The 12,783-nt window shown below is 63.2% G+C and carries 12 protein-coding genes; 8 read left to right on the top strand and 4 right to left on the bottom strand.

Annotated elements, in window-relative coordinates; translation table 11 throughout:
* Positions 1–33 precede the first annotated feature (33 nt).
* Positions 34–234: a hypothetical protein gene (locus tag NKK51_RS21120; protein WP_127295178.1), complete on the top strand. Its 201-nt coding sequence runs from the start codon at positions 34–36 to the stop codon at positions 232–234.
* Between the two features lie 29 nt (positions 235–263).
* On the opposite strand, the gene NKK51_RS21115 is transcribed toward NKK51_RS21120, so the two are convergent.
* Entirely contained in the window at positions 264–1,184 is a 921-nt protein-coding gene (locus tag NKK51_RS21115; RefSeq protein ID WP_352554482.1) for a diacylglycerol/lipid kinase family protein, read from the bottom strand.
* A 253-nt stretch (positions 1,185–1,437) separates the two neighbouring features.
* On the opposite strand from NKK51_RS21115, the gene NKK51_RS21110 reads away from it, so the two are divergent.
* Positions 1,438–2,775: a PRC-barrel domain-containing protein gene (locus tag NKK51_RS21110; RefSeq protein WP_352554481.1), complete on the top strand. Its 1,338-nt coding sequence runs from the start codon at positions 1,438–1,440 to the stop codon at positions 2,773–2,775.
* Positions 2,776–2,823: 48 nt separating this feature from the next.
* Here the strand turns inward: NKK51_RS21110 and NKK51_RS21105 are convergent, their stop codons facing one another.
* Positions 2,824–4,392, bottom strand: a complete 1,569-nt coding sequence (locus NKK51_RS21105; RefSeq protein WP_352554480.1) for an alkaline phosphatase family protein — start codon at positions 4,390–4,392, stop codon at positions 2,824–2,826.
* 227 nt (positions 4,393–4,619) lie between these two features.
* On the opposite strand from NKK51_RS21105, the gene NKK51_RS21100 reads away from it, so the two are divergent.
* From NKK51_RS21100 to NKK51_RS21075, 6 genes are all read left to right on the top strand, one after another.
* Positions 4,620–5,552 (top strand): VOC family protein, encoded by a 933-nt coding sequence (locus NKK51_RS21100; protein WP_352554479.1) that lies wholly within the window; start codon positions 4,620–4,622, stop codon positions 5,550–5,552.
* Positions 5,553–5,556: 4 nt separating this feature from the next.
* Positions 5,557–6,177, top strand: coding sequence for an alpha/beta hydrolase (locus tag NKK51_RS21095; RefSeq protein WP_023811009.1), 621 nt, complete (start codon positions 5,557–5,559; stop codon positions 6,175–6,177).
* A 2-nt stretch (positions 6,178–6,179) separates the two neighbouring features.
* Positions 6,180–6,479, top strand: a complete 300-nt coding sequence (locus tag NKK51_RS21090; protein ID WP_023811010.1) for a GNAT family N-acetyltransferase — start codon at positions 6,180–6,182, stop codon at positions 6,477–6,479.
* Between the two features lie 144 nt (positions 6,480–6,623).
* Entirely contained in the window at positions 6,624–7,682 is a 1,059-nt protein-coding gene (locus NKK51_RS21085; protein ID WP_127295190.1) for a dipeptidase, read from the top strand.
* A gap of 89 nt (positions 7,683–7,771) precedes the next feature.
* Positions 7,772–9,082, top strand: coding sequence for a flavin monoamine oxidase family protein (locus tag NKK51_RS21080; protein ID WP_352554478.1), 1,311 nt, complete (start codon positions 7,772–7,774; stop codon positions 9,080–9,082).
* Positions 9,083–9,292: 210 nt separating this feature from the next.
* Complete coding sequence (locus tag NKK51_RS21075; RefSeq protein ID WP_352554477.1) at positions 9,293–9,703, top strand: hypothetical protein; 411 nt, start codon at positions 9,293–9,295, stop codon at positions 9,701–9,703.
* A gap of 113 nt (positions 9,704–9,816) precedes the next feature.
* Here NKK51_RS21075 and NKK51_RS21070 read toward each other — a convergent pair whose 3' ends face one another.
* On the bottom strand, positions 9,817–11,904 hold the full coding sequence (locus NKK51_RS21070) for an ATP-binding protein (RefSeq protein WP_352554476.1): 2,088 nt from the start codon (positions 11,902–11,904) through the stop codon (positions 9,817–9,819).
* Positions 11,905–11,988: 84 nt separating this feature from the next.
* Positions 11,989–12,762: a response regulator gene (locus NKK51_RS21065; protein ID WP_206517176.1), complete on the bottom strand. Its 774-nt coding sequence runs from the start codon at positions 12,760–12,762 to the stop codon at positions 11,989–11,991.
* Between the last annotated feature and the right edge of the window lie 21 nt (positions 12,763–12,783).

The raw sequence follows: 12,783 nt of genomic DNA, 5'->3' as shown, positions 1-12,783 counted from the left end.
GCCAGTTGGTGCAGTATGAGACAGGGATCGAGCATGGCCAAGATCATTCCAGAAAACAAGGCGCGGCAGGGGCGATGGGGCTGGCATGGATTTCGAATCCTGATCGCCGCATTGCTTTTGGTGTTTGCCGCGTGGGGCGTTGCCGAGATCTATGGTGTGTTGATCAAGGCGCCAACCAGTGATGAACAGCATGTCCCCACACCTAGCACCACCGAGCAGGCTCCTGCTGGTTAAAGCCGATTTGTTCGTTGCAACGCATCGTATCATGCGGCTCTCGATTGGGCCGCGCTCGTCGGCACCAGTACATTCAGCGCGCCAGGCTGGATTTCGATTACCGTTTCACGGTCAAGCCTGACCAGTTCGCCGTCCATGACGGCGCGAAACTTGCGGCTGCTCGAATGGATTCTCAGCACCGTTCTGTTCGTCTGGTGGATTTCGACATGTTCGTTGTCGCGCCATTTGCCGCGCGCCACGTTGAAGAAGAACTTGACCAGTTCGGCGCGCTGCTTCGCCACCGTGACATAGACACCAAGCACGCCGCCCGCCGGATTGTCGGCGTAGGGCAAATGGCCTTCGCCGAACAAATTGTTGGTGACGCCGATGCCGGTGATGCGGGCCGCCATTTCGGCTTCGCCGATGCTGAGCGTCACATTCATCGCAGGTGGATTGTTGATCGTCGCCCAAGCCGCCTTGGCCGAGGCGCGGATCTTTCCCAACCGCGAACCGAACTCCATCTTCTGGCGCAGTTGCACCATCTTCGCATGCATGCCGATCGAGAACTGGTGCACGAAAGGTTGGCCATTGGCCGTCGCCACGTCCACTGCGATGATTTCGCCGTCGGCGAAGGATTTCAGCGCGCCGTCGAGCGACTGCGGAATGCCCAGCCCGCGTGCGAACAGGTTCATGGTGCCGGCCGGCAATATGGCTAGCGCCTTCTTCGTGCCCATCAGCCGGGCAGCCGCGGCGGAAATGGTCCCGTCGCCGCCACCCGCCAGCACGATGTCGACCGAGCGACGCGACGCCGCGCTGTCGAGCGTTTCCACCACGTCCTTGCCGGCGACAATCTCGATGCTGAGCGAGTGACCGGCCGTCTCCAGCGTCTGATGCATCCGGTCGGAGAATGCGGCGAGGTCGGTGGTGCGCAAAGTGCCGCCATCCCGGTTCAGCACCGCTGCGAATTTCATGCCCCGCTCCACCATGTCAGCCAAAAGTGGCCGGGACACACCCAGCCGATGGCTGAAACGCGGCGGCGACGGAAAGGTTCCCTAGCTACGCGCGGGCTGCCCGGCGGCCCGATATTTCTGTGGTTTCGATTCCCGGACGGCAGCGGTTTTGTCGGAACAACAGACTGGTCACAACGTTGTGAACCTGTAGATGCCGCGTCCGATTTTCCAACGAACACGCGGCGCATGAGATCAGGCACGAGGAGAGACTATCATGATCCGCAATCTTTTAGCCACCACTGCACTCGCAACGCTGATCGCCACCGGCGCTTATGCGCAGAGTGCGACGACCCCAGCGCCCGCGCAGAGCCCCGCCGTTCAGGAGACAGGCGCCGCAGCGGTCCGCGCAGAGGGCAGCATAGTCACCAACATCATAGGAGAGTCCGTCTATAACGGCACCGGCGATGATGCCGAGAACATCGGCAAGGTCAGCGACGTCGTCTTCGACAAGGATGGGCAGGCGAAATCCGTTGTCATCGACGTTGGCGGTTTTCTGGGCGTCGGTGCCAAAAGCGTCGCCTTCGAGTACGGTAAGCTGCAGTGGGCCGAAAAGAATGGCGACCGCTGGCTGGTAGCCCAGACGACCAAGGACGAGTTGACCGCTCAGGCGGAATTCGACAGCCAGCCCTACAGTCCGGCCCCTGCACCTGCGGCATCGACTGACGCGGCCGCACCGACGGCACCCGCTACGACGGATACGGCACAAAAGCCGGCCGACATGAACGCCGCACCGGCGGAACCGGTGAAGCGCGCGGACGGTAACCTTGCCACCAACATCATCGGTGAAGACGTCTATAACGGCACTGGCGACGACGCGCAGAATATCGGCGACGTCAATGACATCGTGCTGACTAGGGAAGGCAAGGCCGAGTCCCTTGTCATCGGCGTTGGTGGTTTCCTTGGTCTCGGCGCCAAGAACGTCACCTATGACTTCTCCAAGGCGCAGTGGGCCGAGAAGAATGGCGACCGCTGGCTGGTCGCCCAGACCACCAAGGAAGAGCTGCAGGCGCAGCCGGATTTCGACCGAAAGGCCTATGATCCGGCGCCGGCAACGACGGCTTCAAATGCGCCGGCGGCCACCGCTCCGGCAGCTCTGCCCTCTGACACCACGGCTCCTGCTGTCGCTCCGGCAGACAAGACCGCCGAAGCTCCGGCAGCGACGACCCCTGACGCCTCGGCTCCCGACCAGACACAGACTGCCGCCATCGACAAGTCGACGTTGACCGAGATGCCGGTCGGCGAGATTCGTGCCGATGACCTGAAGGGCACGACTGTCTACGGCGCCAACGACGCCAGGGTCGGCGAGATCGGCGATGTCGTGCTTGCGCCCGACAAGAAGGCCGATGCGGTGATCGTCGATGTCGGCGGCTTCCTCGGCATTGGTGAGAAGGAGGTCGCGGTCGGCATGGATAATCTCAAATTCATGACCGACAAGGACGGCAACAAATATCTTTACACGACCTTCACCAAGGAACAGCTCGAGGCTCAAACCGCCTATGACAAGGGCAGCTATGCCGAACAGCGCGATCAGCAGCGCATGATCGTAAGGTAATTCTGTTCAGCCAAATGAAGCCCGCGCTGGCAACGGCGCGGGCTTCATTTATGTGTGGCCAGGTGGCAGGCCAGCGGCATGGCCGACTAGGCCGTTCTCGGTCAATTCGGCCAGTGCCAACGACTGGTCGAGATGTTCGGCCCGCCAGGCGAGCAGCCGTTCGGCGAATTCCAGGCGCACGGTGAGATGACTGGGGTCGGCCGCGAGATTGTCCAGCTCGCCCGGATCGTTTTCCAGATCGAACAGCAGCGGCGGCAGGTTGCCGCCGAAATGCACATACTTGAAATTTTCCGTGCGGATAACGGCGAGGTTGCATTGGCGTGCGGCGATGCCGAAATGGTTTTCGGCCTCGCCCGCGGCAATCGAGCGGAAGTCAAACTCCCAATGCGCGGCATCGCGCCACGCCGCAGGGGTTTCTCCGCTCAGGAACGGCTTCAGCGAGGCGCCGTCGAGATGCGGCGCGGGCTTTTCGCCGAGCAGGTCGAGAAGGGTCGGCAAAATGTCGACCGCTTCGGTGAAGCTGTCGACACGGCCGCCGGCAGCCTTGCCGTGGCGCGGATCGCGGACAATCAGCGGAATGTGGTAGCTGCCGTCGAAATAGCCGCCCTTGCCCAGCATGAAATGGTCGCCCATCATCTCGGCATGGTCCGAGGTGAGCACGATGATGGTGTCGTCCCACGCGCCCGCGGCCTTAAGTGCTTGCCAGACGCGGCCGAGCTGCGCGTCGACCTCGGAAATCATGCCGTAATAGATCGCGCGGATGCGGCGAAAATCGTCTTCGCTCCAGTCGTGCACCTTGCCTCTGGCTTCGGGCCGGAATTTTATCTGTTTCTGCCGGCCGAGATCATAGGCAAGATAGGGATGGTTTTCCGCCTCTTCCTGCCAGCTTGCCGCGCGCCGGAAGGCCGGGCCGTCAGCCGGATCGTACATTGTATTGTAGGGCTCCGGGGCAATGAAGGGCGGGTGCGGGCTGATGAAGGAAAGATGCGCGAACCACGGCGCGGCGTGCTCCTGTTCGCCAAGCCAACGCGTGAATTCGCCGGTCAGGAAGGCCGCCGGGGTTTGTTGCCCGCGGTAGACGGGCGGCGCGTTGCTGATGGTGGTCCCGGCGCCGTCGGCCAGCGGACGGTGGATGTCGGGGGAGCCGGCGCTGGCGTCGACACCTTGCAGCTCCAGCCAGGATAGCCATTGCTTCTGGTGCTCCGGCAGCAACTGGCGCACCGTAAAGCCCGGCAGCACGCCTTCATAGCTTTGCAGCCGCGGATCGCCCGGCGCCAGCAGGCGCGGATCGAGCGAGACGTCGGTGTAGCCGAACAGCGTCGGATCATAGCCCAGAGCGCGAGCCGAGAGCGCGATGTTGCCGTGGCGCGCGTCGAGCGGCGTGCCGTTGCGGCAGACGCGGTTGTTCATCTGGTAGAGACCGGTGTAGAGGCAGGCGCGGGCGGGCGAGCAGGGCGCCGCGCCGCCATAGTGCCGCTTGAACAGCACACCCTCCCCGGCCAGTGCGTCGGCGTTCGGCGTCTGCACGACCGGATGACCGGCTGCGGACAGACAATCGCCACGCCACTGATCGCATGTGATCAGGAGAATGTTGGGCCGCCTGGCTTTTCCAGTCACTCACGATACCTTTGTCCCGGAATGTCGAATGCCGTTCATGGAAACGAATTCTGGCCACGGCGCAAGCCCGACTCTGCGAGCCAATTGGTGAACGAACTCTGTTCCATCGTTCACTTTTGCGACACAGTCCATTCTGTGTTTGCCGCCTTTGCGTAAACTGCTCGGGTCCTCATATTGGCATGGACAGCGGCGAGGGCCGCACAAGTACCAAGGGAAGGAGCAAGACAATGCTCGACCAGATCAAGGGCCTGCATCACGTCACGTCGATGGCCAGGAATGCCCGCCAGAACAACGATTTCTTCACCAGGAAACTCGGCCAGCGCCGGGTCAAGAAGACTGTCAATTTCGACGCGCCCGACGTCTATCATCTCTATTATGGCAATGAGACCGGCACGCCGGGTTCGGTGATGACCTATTTCCCTTTCCCCGACATCGGCAAGGGCCGGCATGGCGTCGGCGAAGTCGGAACCACCGTCTACTCGGTGCCGGAAGGCACGCTTGCCTATTGGGAAAAACGTTTTGCCGATGAGGGCGTCACCGGCCTCTCGCGCGAAGAGACCTTCGGCGAGAAGCGCCTGGCTTTTGCCGGACCGGATGGTGACGGCTTCGCGCTGGTCGAGGGCAAGGGCGACGGCAGAGCGCCCTGGGCGAAAGGCGGTGTTCCGGTCGACCAGGCGATCCGCGGTTTCCATTCGGTATCGCTCAGGCTGAAGGATGGCGGCGCCACTGAGGAGCTGCTGAAGTTCATGGGCTATGAGGAAGTCGACAAGTCCGGCAATCTCAGGCGGCTGGCGGTGAAGAACGGCAATGGCGCCGATGTTATCGACATCGAATCGTTGCCGAGCACGGCCTTCGCCGATCTCGGTGCCGGCTCCGTCCATCACGTCGCCTTCGCGGTCGAGAACCGCGCCAGGCAGCTCGAGGTGCGCAAGGCGTTGATGGACACCGGCTATGGGGTGACGCCGGTGATCGATCGCGACTACTTCTGGGCGATCTACTTCCGCACACCGGGTGGCGTGCTGTTCGAAGTCGCCACCAACGAGCCGGGTTTCGATCGCGACGAGGATACCGCTCATCTGGGCGAAGCGCTGAAGCTGCCGTCGCAGCATCAGCACCTGCGGCCGTATCTTGAACAGCATCTGCAGAGCCTGGAAGGCTGAGGTCATGAGCAAGGACGCTTACATCCACAAGCTGCTGCCCGGTTCGCCGGGCGGTCCATTGCTGTTCGTCTTCCACGGCACTGGGGCCGATGAGAACCAGCTTCTGTCGCTGGGGCGCGATCTCGCGCCCCAGGCAACCATCATCTCGCCGCGCGGTGATGTGTTGGAACAGGGTGCCGCGCGCTTCTTTCGCCGCACCGGCGAGGGCGTCTACGATATGGACGATCTGGCGCGGGCGACGGATAAGATGGCGGGCTTCGTCAAGGCCCATGTAGAAGCAGCGAAGCCATCGGCCGTGCTGGGTCTCGGCTATTCCAACGGCGCCAATGTCCTGGCCTCGGTGGTGTTCGCGGTTCCGGCGCTGTTCGACGCGTCGGTGCTGATGCATCCGCTGATCCCGTTCGAGCCGCAGGTCAAGGGCAGCCTCGCCGGCCGCCATATCCTGATGACCGCCGGCAAGCGCGACCCGATCTGTCCGCCGAACCTGACCACGCGGCTCGAGGCCTATTTGCGTGCCGACGGCGCCGATGTCACAGTGGAATGGCACGATGGCGGGCACGAGGTGCGGCCAAACGAGATCGAGGCGGCACGGCGGTTCTTTGCCGATGCTGCCCAAGGAGCATAGCGATGCCTGAACAACTGCCTGAGATCGAACTTGAGGATCGCGGTTCCAAGGGCCGCTATGTCCTGCGTGGACCCGATGGCGCCGAGGCCGAGATGACCTTCACCAAGATCGGTGAGCACCAGATCATCATCGACCACACCGAAGTGCCGGACGTCTTTCGCGGCCAGGGTGCCGGGCTTCGGCTCGTCACCCGCGCCGTCGAGGATGCGCGTGCGGCAGGCAAGAAGATCATCCCGCTCTGCCCGTTCGCCAACGCCCAGTTCCGCCGCCATCAGGAATGGGCCGACGTGCTGAAGCGGTAGGGATTTCGTTGCTTGGAAACGGCGCGGCAAGCGGCTGCCATCCTGCCGGGGCGGCTTTGGCATTTGCGCGGGTGGCGCATCCTGCCTAAGTAGATAGGATATATCCTAGCCGCCGCGCCGACAAACGAACCGAATGATCCCCCAATGACCGAAACCGATCTCGTTCCCGTCTTCGACGGCCACAACGATACGTTGCTCAGACTCTATCAGTCGAAAGACACGGACGTCGAAAAACTGTTCATCGAGGGGAAATCGGGCGGCCATATCGACCTGCCACGCGCGAAAGCCGGCGGCTTCGCCGGGGGCATGTTCGCCATCTTTCCGCCGCCTGTCGAGAAATCCAGGCGCGGCGCCGTGCCCCTGGCGCCGAGCGTCGCCGAACCGCTGCCGCCCGAGGTTCCGCGCAATGAGGCGCTGACCTCGACGATCGCCATGGCCTCGATCCTGTTCAGGCTGGAACGGGCCGGAGCGCTCACCGTCTGCCGCAGCGCCGGCGATGTGCGCAATGCCATGGCGCAAGGTTCGATCGCCGCGGTGTTCCACATCGAAGGGGTCGAGGCGATCGATCCCGAGCTCACCATGCTCGACGTGCTGCATGAAGCCGGCCTGCGCTCGCTCGGCATCGTCTGGAGCCGTCCGAACGCCTTCGGCCACGGCGTGCCGTTCCGCTTCCCGTCCTCGCCCGACACCGGACCCGGCCTGACCGATGCCGGCAAGGCGCTGGTCAAGGCATGCAACCAGTTGAAGATCATGATCGACCTGTCGCATCTCAACGAGAAGGGCTTTCGCGATGTCGCGGCGCTCAGCGATGCGCCGCTGGTCGCGACCCATTCCAACGTGCACGCGATCTGCGGCCATTCGCGCAACTTGACCGACTGGCAGCTCGGCGCGATCCGCGAAACCGGCGGCATGGTCGGGCTGAACTTCGCAACAGGCTTCCTGCGCGAGGACGGTCGCATGAATGCCGACACCAGCCTCGATATCATGGTGCGGCATATCGATTCGCTGCTGCAGGCGCTGGGTGAGGATGGCGTTGGTCTTGGCTCCGATTTCGACGGCGCCATGATCCCGGCCGTCATCGGGGATGTCGCCGGCCTGCCGAAGCTGATCGATGCATTGGCGGCACGCGGTTTCGGCCGCGCACTGATCGAAAAAATCGCCTATCGCAACTGGCTCAATATGCTCGAGAAAACGATAGGTTAGAGACAAGCCTGCGGCATGGCGTGTGCGGCCCGCCGGCATATGTCGACAAGGACATACTTCGTCTGTGGAAGCCGGATGCGATTGGGTGGATGCTGAAGACCTTCACGGATGAGGGCGGCGAATTCGAGCGAACCGATGTCGTCATCGTCGGTGCGGGTTTCACGGGCCTGTCGGCGGCGCTCGAGATGAAGAAGGCCGACATCGATTTCATCCTGCTCGAAGCACGCGACCGCGTCGGCGGACGCGTCGAGTCCCGACTGAACGGACTTGGCGAACGGATCGACAGTGGCGGCCAGTTCCTGTGCGAGGACATGCCGGAATTGATGGCGCTGATCGAGGCGCGCGGCAAGACGCTGGTTGAAACCTATGTCGATGGCGATTTCATCACCCAGCCGACGATGTCCGTACAAAGAGCAGAGCGGATCTATGACGCGGCAATGGCAATCCGCGAGCGCATGAACGGGATCGATCCGGACGACGTCTCTATTGCGGGGCTGACCGTTGCCGACTGGCTTGCCCGCCAGCGCGATTCGGCCGATGCCAGGGCCGTCTTCCGTTCGATGATCGAAGGTCTCTGGTGCATGGCGCTGGATCGGATTCCTCTCTGGTATCTGATCGACAATGACCGACGCGTCACCAACGAGGTGTCGGAGCTGCAATATTTCGTGCGCGAAACCATGCATTCGCTGGCCGACGATCTGGCCCGCGACCTCAGTGATCGGTTGCGGCTAAGCCAGCCGGTCACGCGCATCGAGCACAGTTCGCAAGGTGTTCTTGTCGTTTCGGCCGGGGGTGCCATCGAGGCGCGCGCGGTCCTGGTTGCCGTCCCGCCGGCGACGGTGACGGAGCTCGCCTTTGCCCCCGCCTTGCCGGCCGGACTGGGGCGGGCGCTTGGCGCCTGGAAAAGCGGCGCGGCGATCAAGATCCTGGTGCGCTATGCCAAACCGTTCTGGCGCGGGCGGGATTTGAACGGCATGGTGATGTGGCTCGATCCGCCGGGGCTGTTTGCCTGCGACGCCAGCAAGGATGTGGAGCACGCCGCGCTCGTCGTGTTCGTCGGCGGGTCGCTTGCGCTGCGCTGGCGCGACCTCGGCGAGGCGGAACTGCGTGCGGCGGTGGCCGGCCGGTTGGAGGCAGCCCTTGGTCCGGATGCCGGCGATGTCATCGATTTCAGTTTGCGTGACTGGACAGGAGATCGCTGGAGCGGCGGCGCGTATAGCGATCTTGTTGTCGATGTTACAGCGAGAGACGCCGAGCGAACGATCCTTGCCGGCGCACCGCCGGTGTATCTCGCCTGTTCAGAACTCTCGCCATCGTTTCCGGGGTATGTCGAGGGCGCCATCATTGCCGGGCGTATCGCCGCGTACAAGATCATTGCCGAGCTTCAAGCTCCGGGCTGAGCCTGGTCTTTTCGAAAAGCTGTTTGGCAAGATCGGGTCAGGTTGCGCCTCGAGCCCGAGCGCCGTCGAAGCTATGCCCGATTTTGCCCGACTTCGCCCGAATGCTGTTTCGAATTCGTTACAGTGCCAGTCCTTCGCCACCCCATCGCCGTTACAAAGTGCGGATAAGTTCATTTCACCGCCAAAAGAAACTCAGCGAAGGGGAAGGCAATGCATGCGAAAATCCAGACGACCAGCGGCGAGAGCCGCCTTCAGGCTCCAGAGCGCAATGACCGCCGTCCGAAACTGGCGCTGCGCCAGCGGGCCAGCGACCACCCCATGGCGATGTTCATGGTGCTGGCTGCTTGCGCCTTCGTCGGCATGGCGTTCACGCCGACAATCGGGCCGGCCTTCGCTTCGCTGAATCCGCCGGCCAATCTCATCGACGGCGCGCAGACGACGACCAGGACCGCGCGTCTGCCGGTGCCGGTGACCGACTTCGCCTGCAAGGGCCAGGCATGGGGTGCCGAGAGTATCGATTGCCTGCGCGCCATCGCCGAACAGTCCGGAACACACAAGAGCCGCGCCATCCGCATGATCGCCACTGCCGCACCCTTGGCCGATACGCCGAATATTTTCTGATTTTGTCGAAGCCTGATCCGAAACAGTTCCCGTTTTGAGATCATGCTCTGGACTCCCCGAGCGCTCCCTCCAGCGCGCTCTTCTTCGGCCCCCGCCCCCCGGGGGCCTCTTTTTTATCCTTTCATGGCCGCCTGTTCGGCAATGGCGGACAGCACACTGCGCACATCCAGCGTGCTGAACGGCTTTTCAAGGATCTGCGGCCGCTGTTGTGCCGGCAGGGCCTCGATCTCGGCTTTCGCACCGATCAGGTCGCCTGTGACCAGCACGAAACGCCGCGCCAGGTCAGGCTTTTCGGCGAGCAGCTCGCGATAGATCGATATGCCGCTGACGCCGGGCATGCGCAGGTCCGAAAAGACGATGTCCGGCGGCATGTGGCCGCTCAAAGTGGCGGCGGCCGATTCCCAGACAGGAACGATCCGCGACTTGATGCCCATCAGTTCGAGAATGTCGGAGAGCGAGCCGGCGACATCCGGCTCGTCGTCGACGATCAAGGCATGGCGCAGGCCGCTCGATCGCGGCTGGTTGTCGCCGGCGGTGGCGAGGCCGGCCACGATTGCCGGCAGCTGGACGACGAAACGCGCGCCTCTCGGGAGCACTTCCTCGAACCAGACATTGCCATTGTGCCGCTCGATGATCGATTTCGAGATCGACAGGCCGATGCCGGTGCCGACGCCGACCGGCTTGGTGGTGAAATAGGATTCGAAGATGCGGCCGCGGATCGCTTCCGGGACGCCGGGCCCATTGTCCTCGACCGAGAAACAGGGATGACCGCGGTCGCTGCGGAACGTCCGCACCTTGATCAGCCGGTCGCCGGCAATGCCAGCCAAGGCGTGCTGGCTGTTGATGAGGAAATTGGCCGCCACCTGCGTCACATGGTCGGCGTCGGCCATGGCCAGCAGCGGGCCGGCGGCGAAATCGGTGTCGATGATGATGCCGCTTGAGCGCGCGCCATAGGCGGTCACTTCGAGTGCCGACCGGATTACCTGGTTGAGGTCGGTCTCGGCCTGTGCCGCGGGATGGAGGCGGACCATCGACAGGAAGCTCTTGACGATGCGGCCGCAGCGCTCGGCCGCGGCGCGGACTTTCTCGGCGCGCACCTTGGTCTGCGGATCGGAAGCGAATTCGTGCAGCAGCGTCGATTGCGCCACAACCACGGCCAGCGGATTGTTGAGTTCGTGCGACACGCCTGCCAGCAACGAACCCATTGCCGCCATCTTCTCGTTCTGGTGCAGCTTCTCGCGCTGCCGGCCGATTTCTTCCTCGGCACGCAATTTGTCGCGCAGGTCGCGGATGGAGCCGAAGATCAGGCGGCGGTCGGCGACCCGCATCTCGGTCGCCGTCAGCTCGATCGGGAACACTTCGCCGGCGGCATTCTGGGTCACCGTCTCGAGCCGCTGGCCGACCATCGGCGCGCCGCGGCCGGACATGTATTCGGCCCCTGAGGCATAGCCCTTGCGGTAGTAGATCGGCACGATCGTATCGAGCAGGTCCTTGCCGAGGATGTCGCTGCGCTGGAAGCCGAACATCTTCTCGGCGGCCGGATTGAATTCGATGATCGAGCCGGTCTCGTCGATGACGACGATGGCGTCGAGCGAGGCCTGCAGCATGGTGCGGCGAATGACCTCGCTGGCGTGGGCGTCGGAGGGCGAGCGCTCGATGGCATCGCCGATGGCCAGCGCGATGATGTGCAGCGTCGCCTCTTCCTCGTCGGTCCACGCACGCTCGTTGACGCAGTCATTGACCGCCAGCGTCCCCCACAGATGGCCATGCGCAAAGACCGACACCGACAGGAACGACTTGATGTGCTGTTTTTCGAAGTCGGTCCTCAGGAAGCCTTCAAGGTCGCGCGTATGCCCGGCGAACACCTTGCCTTGCCTCTCGTCCTCGGCCAGCCGCTCCAGCAGCGGGTCGGAATTGACGATCGATTGCATGATGACGGTCGGCGACGCCAGTTCGCCGCCGAAAAGAGGGTCGATCCAGTAGGCTGCGACGGATTGGGCGAAGCCCTGGCCGGGCAGCTCGCGCAAGCGAAACAGGATGCCGCGCTGGCAATCCATGGCCCGGCAGAGCGTTTCCAGTATGCCGTCCATCTCGCGCTGCCAGTCGCCGGCCTCGCGCAGCCGGCGAACGACACGCACGGCCGCCATCGCCGCGCCCTGCCTGAACCCTTGCATATCGGTGCTTGCTGCTTCAGCGATCATCTTGTGCTGTCATTCCGGAGTCGCGCCAATTCGGAGTCGTGCCAATTCCGGCTGGCGAGCAGCCGAATCCTTCTGGCCCGGTCCTCAGTTGCCATCGCCGGTCGGCAGCGAGAAGATATAGCCCTCGCCGCGCACCGTGCGCAGGAATTTCGGATTGGCGGGATCGGCCTCGATCTTTTTGCGCAGCCGCATGATGCGGATGTCGACCGCGCGCGACGATTCCGGATCTTCGGTGAAACCGATCGCCTCGGAGATAGCGGCGCGGGTCAGCAGCCGGTTGGCGCGGGTGAGGAAAATCTCCAGCACGTCGAATTCACTCTTGGCCATGTCGATCACCGCGCCATTGGCGCCGGTGACCAGCCTGCCATCGAGATCGGCCTGAAAGGGGCCGAAGGCAACGGAACGGCGGTCCGTCCCGGCCTTCTTGTCCTGGAGCTCCTTCGGCTGGGGAACGCGGCGCAACACGCTGCGCACCCTGGCCAGCACTTCGCGCAATTCGTAGGGCTTGACGATGTAATCGTCGGCACCGAGTTCCAGCCCGACGATGCGGTCGAGCGCGGTGCCGGCCGCTGTCGCATAGATGATGCCGATCGGCAGTTTCGAACGCAGCCAGCGGCCGAGCGAGAGGCCGTCCTCGCCCGGCATGGCGATGTCGAGAATGGCGAGATGGAACGATTGCGTTTCAACGAGGCTGCGGGCAGCGGCAGCACTTTCGGCGGTGGCGACCTCATAGCCGGCGGCGCCAAGATATTCGGCGACCGCGTCCCGTAGATCGGGCTCGTCCTCGACGATGACAATTCTTGCCCGCACGATGCTTTCGCTCCCACTTTCAGTGGAAAGTAGATTGGGTATAAACATCATGTCCAGCACTCATATCCG

The sequence above is a fragment of the Mesorhizobium sp. M0011 genome (assembly GCF_040324155.1).
Taxonomy (GTDB): domain Bacteria; phylum Pseudomonadota; class Alphaproteobacteria; order Rhizobiales; family Rhizobiaceae; genus Mesorhizobium.
Note: the sequence above shows the minus strand (reverse complement) of the source record. Positions and strands in the feature narration are given on the sequence as shown.